This window comes from Ekhidna sp. (assembly GCF_963691765.1).
Classification (GTDB): Bacteria; Bacteroidota; Bacteroidia; order Cytophagales; family Cyclobacteriaceae; genus Ekhidna.
In genome coordinates this window covers 2,903,640-2,922,628 of record NZ_OY829375.1, presented here as the reverse complement: position 1 = coordinate 2,922,628, position 18,989 = coordinate 2,903,640, and the positions used below count along the sequence as shown (strand labels likewise).

The window sequence follows — 18,989 nt, the reverse complement described above, 5'->3', positions numbered from 1 at the left end:
AGCCACTTATAATGTTACTCTATGCATTTAAAAAAGTTAGTTTCAATGCTTCAGAGGTGTTGGATTTGATTTTATAATTCTCTGAAATTCGTTTTCCTACTACCCAAATAATCTCACCTGCAGATTCAACAACAAGCACACTCTTCTTAACAGATAAAGGCACTTTCTCATCTATGAGAAAGTCACTTACTTTCTTCTCCCCCTTCATCCCTAAAGGTTGAAATCGATCACCTTTTTCCCATCTTCTAACTCGAAGCGGAAATTCGATTGCATCCATGTCAAAATGACCAATGTTCAGATCTCCAAATTCTACATTAATTGGTGATACTTCCTCTACGACTAATTTGGCATTCCCTAAGGCATAATCACCTAGATTGGGCAGCTCCATATCAATGTCCTCACCTATATCAACTCTTTCAATGAAAATACGTCCACGATCAATAGTGACTAACCAATCTTGAGTTGGGAAATGTTTACCAGAGATGGAACGTGCTTCAAATATTTCTTTCGCAGTAATGTAGTTCACTCCGTAAGGAACAAGTATTTCTGAAAGTATCAACTCATCAGAAGTACTCTCAATCCAACTTAAGGCCAATTGCCAACCATTACCAGAATCAGTTAAATAGTTACTTACTATTTCATCTACCCTCCTAGATATAATGTTTTTTGCGTGATTGAGGCGCTCACTTGTCAGCTTAAATGTGCTATGCAATGAAGGATTTAGTTTCATCAACTGAGGCACTATGTCATGCCTTATATGATTGCGGTCGTAGTCCGTTTTTGAATTACTGGAATCCTCTCTCCATTCCAAATTAATGTCCATTGCATAGTCATTCAGCTCACTTTTGGTTGCAAATAAAAGTGGTCGAATCACTTGATTATTGCTTACGGATATTCCTGAAATACCATTTACCCCCGTTCCTCTTGACAAATTAATTAGTGCTGTTTCCAGAGAATCATTGAGGTGATGAGCCGTAGCTATTTTATTGAATCCATGCTCAACACAAAGTTCATTGAACCATTGATATCGCGCATTACGGGCTGCTAACTGGATGGATCCATCTCCCAGATCAATAGCTTTGAGAAAACAATTAACGTGATGTTTTTCAGCCCAGCTCATTACAAAAGCCTCATCCCCATCTGATTCATCACCACGCAATCCATAATTGCAATGAGCAATGGCAAAAGGTATCTCTGACAACCGAAAAAGCTCTGCCATAACCATAGAATCAAGTCCACCACTCACCGCCAAGAGTATTTTTTCACCTTTATTTACCAAATCATTGGTCTTAATGAAATCATGGAACTGTTTTTGTAAAGAATGCACGACTTGATAAGTTAGTTTTGCCGAATGCGGAAGTTAGTCCAAACCATATTTGTTTTCATCATCTTGTTCAATTCAATGAACGGGCATGCTCAAACTACCGACCGAATCAAATACAAAGCTGAAGATTTATTTGAATTTCGAGAGAATGGAGAAAAAATAAGACGCTTAATTGGGAATGTGGTTTTTTCTCAAAAAACCTCCACCATGTACTGCGATAGTTCTTACTACTATGTCAAGGATAATGTGATGGAAGCTTTTGGACATGTGCGTATTGTTGACGATTCTGTAACCATCACCTCCAACAAGCTGATTTACAATGGTCAGGATAGAACTTCTAAGCTTCGAGAAAACGTCGTCTATACAAAAGGAGATCAACGCCTGACTACAGATTTCCTAGACTACAACATGGATACAGAGGTGGGCAATTACTTCAATGGAGGTAAGCTAAAAGATTCTGTAAATGTGCTTACCAGTAAGAGTGGATATTACTATGGGCTTCAGAAATATGCCATGTTTTACTCAAATGTTGAGTTAGATGCACCGGATTATGTCTTAAAATCAGACACACTTCGATACAACACGGTGCCCAAAATAGCCATTACAGAAGGTAAGACTACCATAATCACTGAAGATGAATCAATATTACATGCGGACGGTGGGACATTTAGAACACGAATTGAGCAATCAGAATTTGTAAGCGGAACCGTTGAGACCATAGATTATTACATGGAAGGTGATGAGCTTTTCTTCGACGATCTCAAAAAGTACTATGATGCTACAGGCAATGTTAAGCTTACTGCAAAAAATGAAGACATTATTATTACTGGAGATGATGGATACTCTGATAAAGCAAATGGTATAAGTAAAGTTTATGGGAATGCATTGATGAGAAGATTCCTGAGAGAAGATACACTTTACGTTTCTGCAGACACACTTGTATCCATTGAAAGCGAGTATGACTCTGCCAAAAGGATTTTGGCGTATCATAATGTCAAAGTTTGGAAACGAAATCTCCAAGGGCTTGCAGATTCAACATCATACTTTCTAAATGACTCTCTCCTCTACTTCTACGAAGAGCCTATATTTTGGAATTTGAATAATCAACTGGAAGGTGATACGGTTGTCATGGAGGTTACTGAGAAAGAAATAAAAAATATGTCCTTACTTCAAAAGGCATTTTTAGCTACTGAAGACACCATTCAGAATTATAATCAAATCAAGGGGCGAACGATGAAAGCCATTTTCGAAGAGTCAAAAATTGATCGAATATATGTAAATGGAAATGGGGAAAGTATCTACTATGTGTTGGATGAAAATGATTCTACAAACATATTCACCCTTGGTATGAATCGGATATTATGTAGCGATATGACCATCCGATTTAAAAACGAGCAGTTGGATAACATTACATTTTATATACAGCCAGAAGCCCGATTTATACCACCTCATGAGTTGACTCCAGAGGTTCAAAAACTAGATGGTTTTGAATGGAGAGGCGAAGAAAGACCTGTTCTTGAAGATGTAATTCCTGAAGGTTTTGATATCCATGCGGTATCTGAATCTCCTGTTCAAAAGCTTCCTACCGAAAAATTAGATCTTGAGCGGAAACAAAAAAGTGAGGGACAAATGTTAAAAACCCTTAAAGGCAAGGGTTAATGATTCCAAGCATGTTTCCGTTTAGGTTATAAGTCCTTAGTTTTGCCGACTATTAAAAAATTATGAGGGAAATTCGAATACTTTTCTTGTTGATCGCAGCCATTAGTATTGTTGGCTGTAGTAAGTTTCGCAAGGTTCAAAAGAGTGGAGATTGGAAAGTAAAGTACGAAGCAGCGCTTGAGTACTACGAAACAGAAGATTATCATCGCACCATTCTTTTGTTAGAAGATATTCTACCCATTATTAGAGGAACTGCTGAAGCAGAAAAAGGCAACTTTTACCTTGCCTATAGCTACTATCATCAAAAGCAGTACATTCTAAGTGCACATCACTTCGAGGAATTTGTAAGGATCTACGGTCGATCAGAATTCGTCATGGAGGCAGCATATATGCATGCATATTCACTTTACTTACAATCTCCAGATTACCAGCTTGATCAGACGGTGACTTATGAAGCAGTCACTGCAATGCAAAACTTCATCAATAAATACCCAGCTTCGGAGTATGCTCCAGATGCTGATAAGATTATCGATGATATGCAGCTAAAGCTTGAAAGAAAAGCATATGAGCAATGTAAACTCTATTATAAGCTCAGAAGGTATAAATCTGCGCTGGTTGTTTATGACAATTTTGCAAAAGACTTTCCAGATTCAGACTATCGAGAGGAAGTGGCTTTTCTTGAAATTGAGACAAGCTTCGAGTATGCCAATCAAAGTATCAGGACAAAGCAAGAAGAACGGTATCGAAATACGGTTGATTTCTATCTTGCATTCTTAGATAAATACCCAAATAGTGAATTTCTTAAAGATGCAGAGAAGATTTATGCTGATAGCATCGAAGAAATCACTAAATTTGCCGATTCAAATTAAAAAGAGCGAAATGCAACACATTACATCTTCACTTATTACTAGAGACAATCAGGATATTCTTGAGCCAACTGGCAACCTGTATGAGTCTTTGGTTATTGTTGCTAAGAGAGCAAGACAAATCAGTGCAAATCAAAAAGAAGAGCTTAATGCTAAGCTTGCTGAATTTGCATCTTCAGTAGATAATTTGGAGGAAATTTTTGAAAATAGAGAGCAAATTGAGATCTCTAAATTCTATGAAAGAATGCCTAAGCCAACCACTTCAGCAATTGAAGAATTTTTAAATGGTGAGCTTAATTTCAGATTACCTGAAGAAGAAGACGAGTCTCGTTCAGATTTAGCATAAATTAGTCGCCATGTTGGCGGGTAAAAAAATATTATTAGCGGTTTGTGGGTCTATAGCGGCCTATAAAACCGCTTTTTTTGTGCGTCTTCTTGTAAAAGAAGGAGCCGAGGTAAAAGTCATTATGACGGAAAGCGCTAAAGACTTTATCACACCTCTAACTTTAGCCACACTCAGTAAAAACCCTGTACATTCCCAATACTTCGACAATACTAGCGGAGAATGGCACAACCACGTAGAATTAGGAATGTGGGCAGACTTAATGCTCATTGCTCCCCTCAGTGCAAATACTTTGGGAAAGATGGCCAATGGCATATGTGATAATTTGCTTCTTGCTACTTATCTATCTGCAAAATGTCCGGTATTGGTTGCACCTGCGATGGATTTGGATATGTATCAACATCCAACAACTCAGGAGAACTTAAATAGGCTAATATCCTACGGAAATGAAGTAATTGAAGCACGTGATGGCGAACTAGCAAGTGGTCTTTCTGGGCAAGGGAGAATGGCTGAACCAGAGGAACTTTTAGAAATAGTAAAAAAAAAGCTCACTAATTCAGCAGCCTTGAAGGGCAAAAGAGTTTTGATCACATCAGGGCCAACATTTGAAGCTATTGATCCGGTAAGATTCATCGGGAATCATTCTTCCGGCAAAATGGGATCAGCACTTACAAAAGCTTTTCAAGATGCAGGAGCTGAAACCATTATAATTTCTGGACCGGCTACTTACCTCCCATCTTCTGGTGAAGTAATAAAAGTGAATTCAGCGAATGAAATGCTAGCTCATGCGGAAAAGTACCATAGTGATGCAGACATTGTAGTATTTTCAGCAGCTGTATCGGACTATAGACCTGAGAACCCTGCAACAGAAAAAATCAAGAAAAAAGAAGATTCTCTCCAAATCAACCTGGTGAAAAATCCAGATATCGCCGCGGAACTAGGAAAAAAGAAGAAACACCAATTTCATGTAGGATTTGCTTTAGAAACTACCAATGAAGAAGTAAATGCTCAAGAAAAGCTAAAAAAGAAAAACTTCGATTTGATCGTCCTAAATTCCTTAAATGATGAAGGTGCTGGATTTCAGCAAGACACCAACAAGGTCACGTTCTTTGATAAGAACAATAACAAGCACAAATTTGAGTTGAAAAGTAAGACTGCTGTTGCGCAGGATATCGTTAATCAAGTAATAAAAAATTTCGAATGAGAATTTTTGGACTAGCACTTTTATTCATTACCAGCCTTTCTTTTTCCCAAGAATTAAACTGCAGGGTAATAGTAAATGCGCAGCAAGTCCAAACAACAGAGCGTGCAGTATTTGCTGAGATGGAAACTGAATTTGCTCAGTTCCTTAACACTACTAAATGGACCAATGACTCTTTTGAAGAAGAGGAAGTAATAAGCTGCAACCTGGTGATTACTATTTCGGAAATGCCAAGCATAGGAGTATTCAGAGCCTCAGTGCAAGTGCTTTCCAGTCGCCCTGTTTACGGGTCAAGCTACGAATCTGTCATTTTAAACTTCGCAGACAGGGATTGGGATTTTGAATATGTGCAATCTCAGCCACTTCGATTTAATGAAAACACCTTTACCAGCAACATCACATCAATGCTTGCTTACTATGCATACATGATCATAGGATTTGACTATGACACTTTTTCAGAACTTGGAGGTACTCCTCATTTCGAAAATGCTTTTAAGATTGTTAACAATGCCCAACAGACAAACTATACAGGATGGCAACAATTTAACAGCGTAAGAAACAGATATTGGCTAGTTGAAAACCTCCAAAACCCACAACTCGAGCCAATCAGAAAGGCACTTTATAATTACCATAGAAACGCCCTAGATATCATAACGGATGATCGACAGAAGGCAGAGAAGACAATTCTTGAAGCCTTATCCGGAATACAACGTGCCAATCGCGCAAGACCCAGATCTATTTTGACCATTAGCTTCATGGATGCTAAGTCTGGAGAACTCCAACAATTGTTCTCCGAATCTAACTTAGCAACGCGTAGACAAGCATACAATCTCTTAAGTAATATTGATCCTTCAAGAACTGACGAATATAAGTCGTTGATTGAGTAGTTCTGATATCTTTGTGACCCATTTATGATCAAGTCACTTCAGATAAAAAATTACGCCCTCATTCAGGAGTTGGAAATGTCCCCATCTCCAAAGCTTAATATTATCACAGGAGAGACCGGAGCAGGGAAATCGATTATGCTTGGCGCTGTTGGTTTACTGTTGGGAAAGCGAGCTGATACTAAAGTACTCCTTGATGAAGATCAAAAATGTATTGTTGAAGGAACCTTTGATATTTCATCCTATTCTCTCAAAAAGATATTTGACAAAGAAGACCTGGATTATGAATCTGAGTGCGTCATCAGGAGAGAAATCAGTCCTAGCGGGAAATCTAGAGCTTTTGTAAACGATACGCCTACCAACCTAAATACATTGAAGACCATTGGGGAAAAGTTGATGGATGTTCATTCTCAACATGAATCCCTCCAACTGGGGAGCAACACCTACCAACTAAATGTACTTGATGCCTTTGCATCTCACCCTGAGCTACTCTCCTCCTATCAGGAGTCATACAGTAATTTTTCTCTTGCAAAAAAGGAACTTGATAAACTAGAATCACTTGCCTCGCAAAGTGCAGAAGATGCCGACTACAAACAATTCCTTTTGAATGAGCTATTAGAAGCTCAACTTGACGATCTCAATCAAGAAGCGCTGGAAAAAGAGCTTGAGGTCTTGGAAAACGCAGAAGACATCAAACTAAAGCTTTCGCAAGCCATTCATATGCTTGATGAATCAGAGGTAGCCATTATCCAACAGTTAAATGAATCTAAGTCTTTACTTCTAACCGTCGCTTCATTTTCAAAAGAACTTGAAGATTTAAGTGATCGGCTGGAGAGCACTACCATTGAATTGGCAGATATCTCTAGCGAAATGCAGCGAGTTCAAGATAAGGTTGAACATGATCCTCAAAAGATTCAAGAGTTGAAAGATCGATTAGACTTGCTGTTTAGACTTCAGAAAAAACACAACGTACTAACTGTTGATGAATTGATTAAGCTTCGCGATGATTTAGATGCAGGTCTGAGTCAGGTAGCTAACTTGGACGGAGACATCCAAAAAGCTAAGAAAAGCCTGGAAAAAGCGGAAAATACTATGCTTAAGCATGCTGCTAAGCTTACTGAATCAAGAAAGCTATTTGCTCTCAATTTTGCAGACGAAATAGAGAAGATCATTAAGCAAATAGGAATTGAAAACGGCACAGTTGAAATTAAAGTGAATCCAATTGAACCCTCTCCTAGCGGACTTGATATGATTGAAATGCACTTTAGTGCCAACAAAGGAATCAAGCCTCAAGAATTGAAAGAGGTCGCTTCTGGAGGGGAATTTTCACGATTAATTTTTGCTGTGAAATATCTCATTGCGGATAAAACAGCTCTGCCGACAATCATCTTCGATGAAATTGACACGGGTGTTTCTGGAGAAGTTGCGCTCCAGATGATTCGAATGATGAAATACATGGCAAAAAATCACCAAGTAGTTAGCATCAGTCACTTACCTCAGTTTGCTGCAGGAGGCGATGCACATTACTTTGTATATAAAGATCACAGTTCAGATCGATCAGTAAGCCGAATCAAAAGACTTGCTGATCAGGATCGAGTTACAGAAATAGCCAAGATGATTGGTGGCGAAAATCCAGGTGCTTCTGCCGTAGAAAGTGCTAAGGAGTTGCTCCAAATTGGCTAATTTCGAATTTCTAAATCACGAAAAATATTCGAACATGTCAAATAATCTACTGAAAGGAAAAAGAGGAATCATTTCTGGTGCGTTGGATCAAAACTCCATTGCTTGGAAAGTAGCCGAAAAAGCACATGAACAAGGTGCTACATTCACATTGACAAATGCACCCATCGCTATGCGAATGGGAGAGATCAATAAACTTGGAGAGCAATGCAATGCGGAAATCATCCCTGCTGACGCTACTTCAATGGAAGATCTTGAAAACCTATTCAATAAATCTTCTGAAGTTTTGGGAGGCAAAATTGACTTTGTGCTTCATTCCATCGGCATGAGTCCGAATGTTCGTAAAGGAAAAGATTACGGCGATTTGAACTATGATTGGTTCCAAAAAACATTAGATGTTTCTGCGCTATCGTTTCACAAGATGATGCAAACAGCGGAAAAACTGGACATCATGAATGAGTGGGGATCGATTTTAGGTTTATCATATATCGCTGCTCAGCGTACATTCCCAGATTATTCAGATATGGCTCAGGCGAAAGCGTTGTTAGAGTCCATTGCTAGAAGTTACGGTTATCGCATGGGCAGAGACAAGAAAGTGCGTGTAAACACCATTTCTCAGTCTCCAACTATGACTACAGCCGGCTCAGGTGTTCCTGGATTTGATGTTTTCTTTAACTACGCTGATAAGATGTCACCGCTTGGGAATGCTGACGCAGAAAGTTGTGCCGACTACTGTATATCGCTATTTTCGGATTTAACAAGAATGGTGACTATGCAGAATTTGATGCACGATGGTGGTTTCTCTACCTCTGGCATCACAGAAGCAATGGTAGACGAACTAAGTAAGTAACAGACCATAAGTTTCAAGGCTATAAGTTTGATATGCAGAAAAAAACTTCAATCATGAACTTGAAGCATGTAACTTCAAACTAAAAGCTTAATGATCTCCTTCCCTAATGCAAAAATCAATCTTGGCCTCAGCATAATAAGCAAGCGGGAAGATGGCTATCACAATATTGAAAGCTGCTTTTATCCGATTCCATGGCATGACAGCCTGGAAGTGATAGAAGCAGCTTCTTTTGCTTTTAAAAGCTACGGTTTAGATATACCCGGAGACTCCGCATCCAACCTGTGTGTTAAGGCTTATGAAATCCTAAAGGCAAACCACAGCATACCTCCTGTCGAGATTCATTTATTGAAGAATATACCTATGGGTGCCGGGTTAGGCGGGGGTTCAGCTGACGGAGCATTTACTTTGAAAATGCTCAATGAACTCTTCAAGCTAAGTTTATCTGCTGAGCAGCTAGAAGCCTATGCGCTTGAATTAGGAAGCGACTGCCCCTTTTTTATCAAGAACCAGCCAGTCATTGCTTCTAGTAGAGGAGAAAATCTTCAAACAATAGATATTAATCTATCGAACTATTATCTGGCCATCCACAATCCTGGAATACATGTTTCTACCAAAGAAGCTTACTCAGGAGTGACACCGCAAAATCCATCGACTTCAATCTCAGAATTAGTTCAAAAACCAATTTCTACTTGGAAAGACCATTTGGTTAATGACTTTGAAGCTTCCATATTTCCAAATCATCCATCAATCGCTAAGCTAAAGCAAGACATGTATGACGCGGGTGCTGTTTACGCTTCTATGACTGGTAGTGGCAGTACGGTTTTTGGATTGTTTGAAGATACGGTGGAAGGTATGAATTGGAAATGGGTCAATCTATGATTTAATAATACGTTAAGCGTGTTTTATTCTAATTTTAATAACTTTAGGTAAGAACCAAATTCTTGCATAATGCAAACAAGATTGTTCATCTTCTTGGTTTCATTGTCTGTTCATTTTTTCATTTATTCTCAATCTATAGAAGAGATTAAAGTTGAAAAAGATAGTATTTCATTATTAATTAAGGATTTAGAAGACAGCTTGAGAAAATTAAGAGTTAAGCACGATATGCTTAAAAATACTATTGCAAAAAGTGAGCTCGATAGTATAATGAAAAATTCAACTCAAGTTCAATCTTCTAAATCAATAGAAGGCAAATTGAGAGCAGGAGTTAATCCTCAAAGCAGGGTGCTTTTAACTATTCCTAAAAATTCAAGTATTCAATTACTAGGATACTCGAATGGGTACTTTCAAGTTATTTATCAATCAAAAAAAGGTTATCTAAATGAACTATATGTAGCGAGTTCTGAAGAAGTTGATAAATTCAAGAAAGCCCATTCAGAGTCAAACTATAAATTCGATCTTCAGACTCCAAACAATTCAAATAGTACGTTAAGAAATCACAATAAAAAAAGTCTATCAAGAACTTATCACAGAGGACCAAGGGGAGGTTGCTACTATTATAGTAAAACTGGCAAGAAAGTATATGTAGACAGAAATTTATGCAACTAACAATTAGACCACTGCTTAGAATCTCATTTTATATTGACCCAAGAGAAAGATAATTGAAGGTGAAATTCACTGTTGAAAATATCAGCTACCTAGAGAGGTTTAAGCAAAAATTTCTACTGAGATTTATTATTGTAATAGCAAGTACACTTGTAATCTATTTTCAAGGGAATGATCAAGATTTTGCGCTAGGAATAATACTGATTTTAGGCATTCTATTCGGGATATCTGCTCACATATCTTCCAGTCAATATTTTTATCATGTAGAATTGACAAAAGGAAAAATTCTTCTAAAAGGGGACAATATTGGCAATCCATTGCAGGTGGAATTACCGATTCATGAAACAGAAATTTCATTTGAACGAAAAGGTAATAGAGAGATAAAAATCAATTACTTCATTCAACTTCAACATCAAGCAGAGACTTACAAAATAAACCGATTCTTTAACTGGAACTACGCTGAATTAGTAGGCTTTTTCAAGGCATATAAAGACCTAAAAAAAGAAAAAATAGCCTTTGATGAGGAAGAATTCTTAAAGGAGATAAATCAAAAAATAGAGGATTCTAAACAATGGATTAAAGAGCCCTAATACAGCGAGAGTTAAAAACTCTTCAGAGTGACTCCAAATGTCAAGAATCGATCTTGCTCCTTTTGCCCTTCTATCACGATGCTCTCGAAGGTATGCAGGTAGTTCACTTTGAAGCTTATAAACTTCCATATTGGTAATTCAATACCAATATCAGCCTGCCATCGATAGTTTTTTCCATTCTCTAATGAAGGCTGAAAATAGCTTTCATGAGTAAGAATCATTTTTTTCTCTAGTATTTTATATTGACCGTTAATCCAAATAGTGCCGCGAAATGTGCTGATTGTTTGCTCTCCATCAAATTCATCACGATTGAAGTCAGTTTCAGAAAAATTCGTTTGTTCGAACTCCCCTGTCAATGAAAACTTGAGCCAGTTATCCAATCCCACTATTGCCTGATAGGTAACTCCTGCTCCCATCAAGTAACGTACATCTATTTCTCTTCGGAAATTAGTACTAACAAATCCCAAAACTTGTGGATACAGCTTTCTTTCTGGATTAAAGTACAGGAAATTGAGGCTAAGAATATCTTCATCTGCTTTGTCTCCTCCAAACTCCTGAAAAACGTACGAGTTTTTGGTTTTAAATACCCATTTCTTCCACGGCTTAACACTCACATCCGTCCTGCCTCTAAAGATTTTAGTTTCTACATTTCCTTGCTGGAAAAACCCAGTCAAAGAGAGGCTTGCTTTTACTTTCAGCGAGTCACTTTCATTGATCTGAGCGGAAAGAAGAAAAGGAAGCAAAAACAGAAAACACAAAAACTTCTTCATTCTCATTTAATAGCCATTGCAACTAATTACAAAATTGATCTTCAATTAAGTTGATTGCAAAAATCTACCTAATGGCATTTCAAGATTGACCTATACAAATCCCTAACATTTACTATTCATTATCTATCTTTAGTTAGAACTAAATGCACCAGTTATGTCACGATCGCTTCTCAAAGCCGGAATCATATTCACCTTAATATTGGTATTAGATGGCTTAATATATAGTTACTACTATTATCAGACAGAGGGGCAGATATGGATGGATATAGCATTCAGAAAGTGGCTAATCATAGGATATTCACTCGGATTTATAGTCACCATTTTACTCGCCATCTACTTTAAGAGTAAAAATTACAGGGTACTATTTATTATAACGATAATTGAAATACCGATCACCATTTTTCGCTTTATCAACGATTATCAAGCTGTTGGCAGCGAAGAAATAGGATTGCTTTTTCATACATCAGTCATAGCCATCCAGCTTATTGGCTTAGCATTTGCGATCGCTTTAATTTCGACCATAGCACGCGAACAGCGATATTTAAGATTGGTAGGACAAGTTCTTTGCGTCTTCATACCTATTGTGTTGACGCTCTATATTCTTTACTGGACTTCATCTAGTGCGGATATTAAAGTTACGATTGGGAATATATTCCTATGGCTAGAACCAGCAGGACAGTTTATTCCCATCTTCTATGCGTTGAATTTTATGGACGAGTTGAAAAAACTCCCGAAAAATCAGATGCAAGTAGCCTAATTACAATTTCAGACCTAGGCCGTGCACAGCGATTTTTCTCAAATCATCGCTACCGCCGTCATTCTTAGGACAGTATTCGACGATGCTGCAGCCAACAATTTCGAAATGCTTTCTTATCAAAGAAAGTCCTTCTACCGCTTGCTTTATTCTCAGACCCTCCTCTACTGGAACAAGAACGTGAGGGAATTCAGTGGGCTCCAACACATCTAAATCAAAATGGATGTATGCATGCTTATAGCCAGTATTTTTCGCAAAATCTACCAACTCATTTAAATGTGATTTGACACTTGGCCTAAATATTGGAATACGGTTTTTATCAATGAAAAGCTTTTCACCTTCATCCAGGTCTCTTGTACCAACGAGAGCTACTTGATCAGGAGCTAAAATTCGTGATACTCGATCAATTACCTGATCATCACCTTCACCCATCAATGACCTCAATGGCATTCCATGCAGTCTTCCACTCGGTGAACTTTCAGGAGTGTTGAGATCCCCATGAGCGTCAAACCAAAAAACTGCCAAATCTCCATCATACTTTTGATTGAGATATGAGACTGGAACAACTTCACAAGCACACGTTCCTCCTATCATGAATGTATGCGAAGGGTTAACTTGATCCAGAATAGATTTTGCCTGATCCATCATCCTTAGCAATGACGTTCTTCCAATAATTTTCCCCTCCTGATTCAATTCTTCATTTGCAGGCACATCTACCTCTTCAAATTTCAATCCCCTTCCTACATGATTACAAAAATGATGAGCACCATGATAAACCTCTTGGTGAGCACCATATCCTTGCCATTCTGGATAAAGTAAATTGAACTGACTCTTCATTATTGGCTAGGATAAATATTTTGAAAGCATAGAATGAAACTGGTGTACTCCCTTCTCTCTTGTTGGCGAGAACCTACCTGACTGATAATACTTTGATTTAAGGCCTTTATGCACGCTTTCTACAACAAATTCATCCTCTCTTTCTACTTTATCCAATAAAGCCCCTGCTCCTTTATGCAACTTAGATTCATCATATATGTATGATAGAAAAGAGACTTTGGTTTGGTTCAATGAAATAGGACGCACAATGTTCAATGAAAGACCCCAAGGATAAAAATTGAACATCATATTTGGGAACAACCAAAAGTAGTAGGCTGCCACTCTCTTACCGGAATGGATATGTCCATCAGGTAAGTCAAATATTTCTTCAGCACCATCGGAATAGCCAACTTGAACATTAAAATGCTCGTGCATGATTGTCTCATAACTTCCATAGTCCAGTGCATCGTTGAGGTCTTTATGAACGAAAGGAATATGAAAACCTTCCAGATAATTATCACAATAAAGTGCCCAATGGGCATTTACCAAATAGTCCTTGGACTGCACTTCACTAAAAACGAATTCTTCATGAGGCAAAAAACCAACGTACTGATCCATCTCACTGATCACCTTTGCAAGGTCAATCGACCCACCAAGCTTTGCAAAAACCAATGGTCCCCATTGTGAAGTCTCAAATCGATGTAGATCCTCGCACGGCCTTGGAAAGTCTTTTGCCTCTTTAAACTCGGGCATAGATTGAAACTTTCCATCTAAACCAAATTTCCTCCCGTGATACATACATATCAGGTTTCGCTGGTTGCCTGGATTGTTCACAACAAGATTGCCACGATGTGTGCAAACATTGCTTAGGCAATTCAAAGCTCCTTCTTCGTCTTTGGTAAGTAACATTGGCTCCGTAAGGAACCCATCTAAAAGAACGAAAGGGTGGGTCTGCTTAGGCAGCTTCACAAAATCCTCATTTCCAACCCATTGCCATGTATTATAAAATACTTTCTCTTTTATCAAATCAAACACCTCTTGATCTTGATAAAATGAAGCTGGCAAGGTTTCAGCTAAGGCAATGTCCGGGTTTATTGAATACCTATTCATTTATTTAGGGTATATTTCAAAAATACGGTTTTTTGAATGACTCCAACTTTTCCATATGAGTAGAAAAAAACTAGGCTTCTGGACTAGTTCATCGCTGGTGGTAGGAAATATGATAGGATCAGGAATCTTTCTACTACCCGCTGCGCTCGCCTCTTTTGGAAGCATTAGCTTATTGGGGTGGATTATATCTGCTTTTGGAGCGGCTGCTTTAGCCTTTGTATTTATTGAGTTTAGCAAGATTCTGCCAGGAGTATCTGGTGGCCCGTACGTTTTCGCAAAAACAGGCCTTGGTGAGCTTTCAGGATTTTTAGTGGCTTGGGGTTACTGGATTTCCGTGTGGTGTGTCAACGCCGCTATTGCAATAGCATTAGTAAGCTATTTAGGAGTGTTTTTTCCTCCTCTTCAGACAAACAACATGCTGGCAGTATGTGTCGGCCTTTCAATTGTATGGGGCACAGTATGGATAAATACTCGTGGAGTCCGAGAAGCAGCGGTGCTTTCTTTGGTAACGAGTATTATGAAGGTCACTCCGCTGCTGGTAATCGGAATTCTGGGATTATTTTATTTGAAAGTTGAAAATTTCACATCCTTCAATATTAGTGGTCAAACCAATCTAAAGGCAATTACTCAAACAGCAACACTTACCTTTTTTGCATATATGGGTATTGAGTGCGCAACCATCCCATCTGGAGATGTTGAAGATCCTAAACGCACTATTCCCAGATCTACATATTTCGGATTGATACTAGTTACTTTGGTCTACATTTTAGGAACTACCTCTTTGATGGGAATCATCTCACCCGAAGAACTTCAATATTCACAAGCGCCATTTGCAGATGCTGCTTCTAAGATTTGGGGACCTTGGGCTGCCAACTTAGTCGCCATTGGTGCCATTATTTCGACACTCGGAGCTCTGAATGGATGGATTCTCATTCAAGGACAAATTCCAGCAGCAATCTCACGCGACAAGCTCTTCCCAGCCCTCTTTGCTAAAGAAAACAAACGAGGTGTACCAGCATTGGGTATCGTTCTATCAAGTATCCTGATCTCAATACTGATGATCATGAACTATTCGAAAGGCCTAGTTTCAGCCTTTAAATTCGCAATCCTTCTATCTTCAATGACTTCTCTCATTGCATACTTATTCACATCTGTGAGTTATGTATTGATAGCATCAAAAAAAGAGGGGATCACAAACATCAAGTACAAGGTAATCTTCGCTTCTATTTCCTTCATTTTCTCTATATGGGCAATAGCTGGCTCAGGGATGGAAATCGTTTATTGGGGATTTTTACTCCTAATGGGTGGACTGCCGGTATTTGTGTGGATGAAAATCAAGAAATGAGAAAATAACCAAGGTTCTAATGTGCGCACTCTCCGAATATTCTATCTTTGCGCGCTTATTTGAGGAGACCTATGAACAGATTATTTCGAAATTTCACATTTAACCCCAAAAATGATATCCTTTCCGGACTTACAGTTGCACTCGCGCTTGTACCTGAAGCGGTAGCGTTTGCTTTTGTAGCTGGTATAGATCCAATGGTAGGATTGTATGGTGCTTTCATGATGGGCATTGTTACTTCCATGTTTGGAGGACGCCCAGGAATGATATCCGGAGCCACTGGTGCTATGGCTGTAGTTATGGTCCATATGATTCAGAAGGGTAATGAAGTAGGAAATTCGTTAAGTACTCCGATCGACAACCTCGGCTTGCAATGGCTGTTCATTACACTCTTGCTCGTAGGAGGCATCCAAATCTTGGCTGGTGTATTCCGCTTAGGAAAATTTGTAAGACTTATACCTCATCCAGTAATGATGGGATTTGTGAATGGCTTGGCCATTGTCATCTTCCTATCGCAACTAGGACTCTTCAAGCAAAGGATAAACGGCCAATTCCAATGGATGCAAGGGCAGGAATTATACATCATGCTTGGATTAGTAGGACTCACAATGGCAATTATGTATTTTCTTCCTAAGCTGACAAAAAAACTACCAGCTGCTTTAGTAGGAATCATAGTGGTGGCATCCATTACGATTTTGGGAGGTTTGGATGTCAGCACGGTAGGGTCTTTTATCCGAGAAGGTGGTGGTAACGGTCTTGAAGGGAGCCTTCCTTCATTTCAAATCCAAATATTCAACCTAATAGATACACTCAGCGGACATTGGGGATTAATAATCTCCACCGCTGTTCTACTTGCTGCGGTAGGGTTGATTGAGTCTCTTATGACACTCAATCTTATTGATGATATGACTGAAACCCGAGGAAGTGGAAATAGAGAATGTGTCGCTCAAGGTGGCGCCAATATACTCAATGGACTATTTGGAGGAATGGGAGGCTGCGCGATGATTGGACAGTCCATTATCAATGTAAGTTCAGGTGGTAGAGGTAGACTATCAGGGATCACTGCTGCAATAGCACTTCTTTGCTTCATCTTGTTCGCTGCACCTCTAATTGAACAAATTCCAATTGCAGCTTTAGTCGGTGTGATGTTTATGGTTGTTATCGGAACATTTGCTTGGAGTAGCTTCCGAATTATCAATAAAATCCCTTTAGCTGATGCAATTGTATTAATTACGGTTTCTGCGGTAACTGTTTGGCAAGACCTTGCTATTGCCGTAATTGTAGGGGTCATAATGTCTGCACTAGTATTTGCATGGCAAAATGCAACTAAAATTCGAGCTCGTAAGTCGATTAAAGATGACGGAACAAAAGTTTACGAAATCTGGGGTCCACTATTCTTTGGATCGGTACAATCATTTAATTCCAAATTCGATCCCGCCAACGATCCTGAAAAAGTAGAGCTTGATTTCCTAGAGTCGCGAGTTAGTGATCACTCTGGAATTGAAGCCATCTATGCGCTAGAGAAGAAATATAAAGATTATGGAAAGCAAGTCAAGCTGGTACATTTAAGTCCTGAATGTAAAATGCTACTACATAAAGCAAGTCCAAATTTTGAACACATGATCATTTCATCAATTGATGATCCTCGCTATCATGTAGTGACAGATTTGATGGATCAAGAGGTATAGGTTTGATAGGAACTGACCATGTGACGGCCTCGTTCACCCTAAGAATCTATCCTTACTCCTGTGTTAAATGAAGGTGATTAATCTAAAGCCTCATACACTTTTCTTACCATCTCACCTATCTGGGAGGGCTCTAGCCATCGAGTGACTATCACTAGGTCATTTTCTTGATCGACCACAATGAAATTACCACCGAATCCGGCTGCATAGTAAATGTGATCCGGCAATCCTTCCCAAGAGCGAGGTCCTTTGTTTAACCACCACATGTATCCGTAACTTTCATAAGCATTCGCAGGAGTTTGAATCATTTCTGTCCACTTTTCAGAAATAAGCTGTCGATCATTCCACTTTCCCTTTCTGGCAAATAATAGTCCGAATCGAGCATGATCTTCAGTATTTATAAAAACGCCACCTCCATGATGTCCACCTCCACTGACTACCTGCATCTGCTGGCCATCCAGCGTAATCCATGAATTATCATATCCATACCACCGCCAAGTAGTAGATGCATCAATGGGATCCATAATACGTTCTTTCAAGACTTGCGGTAAAGGCCTCCTCCATACGTTTAATAGCGAATAGGATAGCACATTCACTCGAACATCGTTGTATTTATAGCTACTGCCAGGCTCGTTCAACTTCCGATACCTCCAATCATCCAACTTACCTTCTCGATCAGGCCTATCAGCCCAATCGTATAAGCCAAACAATGCTCCCGACCAATCCGATGTTTGTTGAAGGAGATGCTCCCACGTAATCTTTGAATTGTGATCCCCTTCAAAGGTGTCATCCCAAACATAATCCTTGACCTTATCCTGAACAGAAGATATTAAACCATCGTCCAGTGCTAAGCCAGCAGTAGTTGAAAGGTAACTTTTTGTTACACTGAAAGTCATATCGACTCTTTTGATATCCCCCCAGGAAGCAACAACATATCCATCTTTGATAATCATTCCCGCAGGTCCTCCCCGTTCTCTTGTTGGTCCTTGAAGTGCGTGATAAGGTTCTCTGCTAAAACCCTGAAGAATTGCCAATCGAAGATCTTTTTGACCAGAATATTCATTACTCATCGCAAAATCGACGGCTCTATCTATCGCAGGTTGATTAAGATCAACTTGCGAAGCTTTCTTACTTTCCCACTGGTTTTTTGAAGGATAATATTGTGCACTGAGTGTTATTGCAAAACTCAGTGCAACGAAAAAGATTATTTTTCTTGCCATAGAGGCAAGTTAATAATAGAAAGTTTTAATCTTCAAGCTTAACTGCCGTCCCGCTTGCACTTACCATCATCATTCCTCCATCTTTACCAAGTGTCTCATAATCCAGATCAATAGCTAGAACTGCATTCGCGCCTAGAGCCTGTGCTGCTTCGATTAGCTCTTGAACCGCAATATTCTTAGCATCTTTAAGTGATTTCTCATAAGCTCCTGATCGACCACCAACGATATCGGTAATTGAAGCGAAAATGTCTTTAAAAATATTTGCCCCGATGATTGCTTCACCGGTAACCATTCCATAGTATGTAGAGACCTTCTTTCCCTCCACATTGTTAGTTGTTGTAAGTAACATA

General features: G+C 39.0%; 19 protein-coding genes. 13 read left to right on the top strand and 6 right to left on the bottom strand.

Annotated features, from left to right (window positions below; translation table 11 throughout):
• Positions 1-19 precede the first annotated feature (19 nt).
• Positions 20-1,327: a tRNA lysidine(34) synthetase TilS gene (gene tilS, locus ACY650_RS13300; protein ID WP_462248121.1), complete on the bottom strand. Its 1,308-nt coding sequence runs from the start codon at positions 1,325-1,327 to the stop codon at positions 20-22.
• Between the two features lie 24 nt (positions 1,328-1,351).
• Here tilS and ACY650_RS13295 point away from each other — a divergent pair, with 24 nt between their 5' ends.
• The 10 genes from ACY650_RS13295 (at position 1,352) to ACY650_RS13250 (ending at position 10,942) form a co-directional block, all read left to right on the top strand.
• Positions 1,352-2,983, top strand: coding sequence for an OstA-like protein (locus ACY650_RS13295; protein WP_462248120.1), 1,632 nt, complete (start codon positions 1,352-1,354; stop codon positions 2,981-2,983).
• Between the two features lie 62 nt (positions 2,984-3,045).
• On the top strand, positions 3,046-3,852 hold the full coding sequence (locus ACY650_RS13290) for an outer membrane protein assembly factor BamD (RefSeq protein WP_462248119.1): 807 nt from the start codon (positions 3,046-3,048) through the stop codon (positions 3,850-3,852).
• Positions 3,853-3,862: 10 nt separating this feature from the next.
• Positions 3,863-4,195, top strand: coding sequence for a DNA-directed RNA polymerase subunit omega (locus ACY650_RS13285; protein WP_462248118.1), 333 nt, complete (start codon positions 3,863-3,865; stop codon positions 4,193-4,195).
• Positions 4,196-4,205: 10 nt separating this feature from the next.
• Positions 4,206-5,396, top strand: a complete 1,191-nt coding sequence (gene coaBC, locus ACY650_RS13280) for a bifunctional phosphopantothenoylcysteine decarboxylase/phosphopantothenate--cysteine ligase CoaBC (RefSeq protein ID WP_462248117.1) — start codon at positions 4,206-4,208, stop codon at positions 5,394-5,396.
• The gene (gene porD / locus ACY650_RS13275; RefSeq protein WP_462248116.1) at positions 5,393-6,280 is read left to right on the top strand and encodes a type IX secretion system protein PorD; all 888 of its coding nucleotides are present in this window, start codon (positions 5,393-5,395) and stop codon (positions 6,278-6,280) included. Before coaBC ends, porD begins: the two co-directional genes overlap by 4 nt.
• Positions 6,281-6,304: 24 nt before the next feature.
• Entirely contained in the window at positions 6,305-7,960 is a 1,656-nt protein-coding gene (gene recN, locus ACY650_RS13270) for a DNA repair protein RecN (protein ID WP_462248115.1), read from the top strand.
• A 34-nt stretch (positions 7,961-7,994) separates the two neighbouring features.
• Complete coding sequence (locus ACY650_RS13265; protein WP_462248114.1) at positions 7,995-8,807, top strand: enoyl-ACP reductase FabI; 813 nt, start codon at positions 7,995-7,997, stop codon at positions 8,805-8,807.
• A 90-nt stretch (positions 8,808-8,897) separates the two neighbouring features.
• Positions 8,898-9,686: a 4-(cytidine 5'-diphospho)-2-C-methyl-D-erythritol kinase gene (ispE, locus tag ACY650_RS13260; protein WP_462248113.1), complete on the top strand. Its 789-nt coding sequence runs from the start codon at positions 8,898-8,900 to the stop codon at positions 9,684-9,686.
• A gap of 69 nt (positions 9,687-9,755) precedes the next feature.
• Complete coding sequence (locus ACY650_RS13255; RefSeq protein WP_462248112.1) at positions 9,756-10,355, top strand: SH3 domain-containing protein; 600 nt, start codon at positions 9,756-9,758, stop codon at positions 10,353-10,355.
• 59 nt (positions 10,356-10,414) lie between these two features.
• Entirely contained in the window at positions 10,415-10,942 is a 528-nt protein-coding gene (locus tag ACY650_RS13250; protein WP_462248111.1) for a hypothetical protein, read from the top strand.
• 11 nt (positions 10,943-10,953) lie between these two features.
• Here the strand turns inward: ACY650_RS13250 and ACY650_RS13245 are convergent, their stop codons facing one another.
• Positions 10,954-11,712: a DUF481 domain-containing protein gene (locus tag ACY650_RS13245; protein ID WP_462248110.1), complete on the bottom strand. Its 759-nt coding sequence runs from the start codon at positions 11,710-11,712 to the stop codon at positions 10,954-10,956.
• 154 nt (positions 11,713-11,866) lie between these two features.
• Here ACY650_RS13245 and ACY650_RS13240 point away from each other — a divergent pair, with 154 nt between their 5' ends.
• Positions 11,867-12,469, top strand: a complete 603-nt coding sequence (locus ACY650_RS13240) for a hypothetical protein (protein WP_462248109.1) — start codon at positions 11,867-11,869, stop codon at positions 12,467-12,469.
• Here ACY650_RS13240 and ACY650_RS13235 read toward each other — a convergent pair whose 3' ends face one another.
• Positions 12,470-13,303, bottom strand: coding sequence for an arginase family protein (locus ACY650_RS13235; RefSeq protein WP_462248108.1), 834 nt, complete (start codon positions 13,301-13,303; stop codon positions 12,470-12,472). It lies immediately after the preceding gene.
• Positions 13,304-13,309: 6 nt separating this feature from the next.
• Complete coding sequence (locus ACY650_RS13230) at positions 13,310-14,392, bottom strand: aromatic ring-hydroxylating oxygenase subunit alpha (RefSeq protein WP_462248107.1); 1,083 nt, start codon at positions 14,390-14,392, stop codon at positions 13,310-13,312.
• Positions 14,393-14,447: 55 nt separating this feature from the next.
• Here ACY650_RS13230 and ACY650_RS13225 point away from each other — a divergent pair, with 55 nt between their 5' ends.
• Positions 14,448-15,737 carry an amino acid permease gene (locus tag ACY650_RS13225; RefSeq protein ID WP_462248106.1) on the top strand — a complete coding sequence of 430 codons (1,290 nt, stop codon included), beginning with the start codon at positions 14,448-14,450 and terminating at the stop codon, positions 15,735-15,737.
• Between the two features lie 71 nt (positions 15,738-15,808).
• Complete coding sequence (locus ACY650_RS13220; protein ID WP_462248105.1) at positions 15,809-17,422, top strand: SulP family inorganic anion transporter; 1,614 nt, start codon at positions 15,809-15,811, stop codon at positions 17,420-17,422.
• Between the two features lie 77 nt (positions 17,423-17,499).
• On the opposite strand, the gene ACY650_RS13215 is transcribed toward ACY650_RS13220, so the two are convergent.
• Positions 17,500-18,639: a serine hydrolase domain-containing protein gene (locus tag ACY650_RS13215; RefSeq protein ID WP_462248104.1), complete on the bottom strand. Its 1,140-nt coding sequence runs from the start codon at positions 18,637-18,639 to the stop codon at positions 17,500-17,502.
• A gap of 25 nt (positions 18,640-18,664) precedes the next feature.
• Positions 18,665-18,988 (bottom strand): heavy metal-binding domain-containing protein, encoded by a 324-nt coding sequence (locus ACY650_RS13210; RefSeq protein ID WP_462248103.1) that lies wholly within the window; start codon positions 18,986-18,988, stop codon positions 18,665-18,667.
• Between the last annotated feature and the right edge of the window lies 1 nt (position 18,989).

What these genes read in the sequence shown, in the direction of transcription:
- ACY650_RS13210 (WP_462248103.1), bottom strand. Translation starts at nt 18,988, where the DNA reads ATGTTACTTACAACAACTAACAATGTGGAGGGAAAGAAGGTCTCTACA.
- ACY650_RS13225 (WP_462248106.1), top strand. Translation starts at nt 14,448, where the DNA reads ATGAGTAGAAAAAAACTAGGCTTCTGGACTAGTTCATCGCTGGTGGTA.
- ACY650_RS13255 (WP_462248112.1), top strand. Translation starts at nt 9,756, where the DNA reads ATGCAAACAAGATTGTTCATCTTCTTGGTTTCATTGTCTGTTCATTTT.
- coaBC (WP_462248117.1), top strand. Translation starts at nt 4,206, where the DNA reads ATGTTGGCGGGTAAAAAAATATTATTAGCGGTTTGTGGGTCTATAGCG.
- recN (WP_462248115.1), top strand. Translation starts at nt 6,305, where the DNA reads ATGATCAAGTCACTTCAGATAAAAAATTACGCCCTCATTCAGGAGTTG.
- ACY650_RS13295 (WP_462248120.1), top strand. Translation starts at nt 1,352, where the DNA reads ATGCGGAAGTTAGTCCAAACCATATTTGTTTTCATCATCTTGTTCAAT.
- porD (WP_462248116.1), top strand. Translation starts at nt 5,393, where the DNA reads ATGAGAATTTTTGGACTAGCACTTTTATTCATTACCAGCCTTTCTTTT.
- ACY650_RS13240 (WP_462248109.1), top strand. Translation starts at nt 11,867, where the DNA reads ATGTCACGATCGCTTCTCAAAGCCGGAATCATATTCACCTTAATATTG.
- ACY650_RS13220 (WP_462248105.1), top strand. Translation starts at nt 15,809, where the DNA reads ATGAACAGATTATTTCGAAATTTCACATTTAACCCCAAAAATGATATC.
- ACY650_RS13245 (WP_462248110.1), bottom strand. Translation starts at nt 11,712, where the DNA reads ATGAAGAAGTTTTTGTGTTTTCTGTTTTTGCTTCCTTTTCTTCTTTCC.
- ACY650_RS13215 (WP_462248104.1), bottom strand. Translation starts at nt 18,639, where the DNA reads ATGGCAAGAAAAATAATCTTTTTCGTTGCACTGAGTTTTGCAATAACA.
- ispE (WP_462248113.1), top strand. Translation starts at nt 8,898, where the DNA reads ATGATCTCCTTCCCTAATGCAAAAATCAATCTTGGCCTCAGCATAATA.
- ACY650_RS13235 (WP_462248108.1), bottom strand. Translation starts at nt 13,303, where the DNA reads ATGAAGAGTCAGTTCAATTTACTTTATCCAGAATGGCAAGGATATGGT.
- ACY650_RS13265 (WP_462248114.1), top strand. Translation starts at nt 7,995, where the DNA reads ATGTCAAATAATCTACTGAAAGGAAAAAGAGGAATCATTTCTGGTGCG.
- ACY650_RS13285 (WP_462248118.1), top strand. Translation starts at nt 3,863, where the DNA reads ATGCAACACATTACATCTTCACTTATTACTAGAGACAATCAGGATATT.
- ACY650_RS13290 (WP_462248119.1), top strand. Translation starts at nt 3,046, where the DNA reads ATGAGGGAAATTCGAATACTTTTCTTGTTGATCGCAGCCATTAGTATT.
- ACY650_RS13230 (WP_462248107.1), bottom strand. Translation starts at nt 14,392, where the DNA reads ATGAATAGGTATTCAATAAACCCGGACATTGCCTTAGCTGAAACCTTG.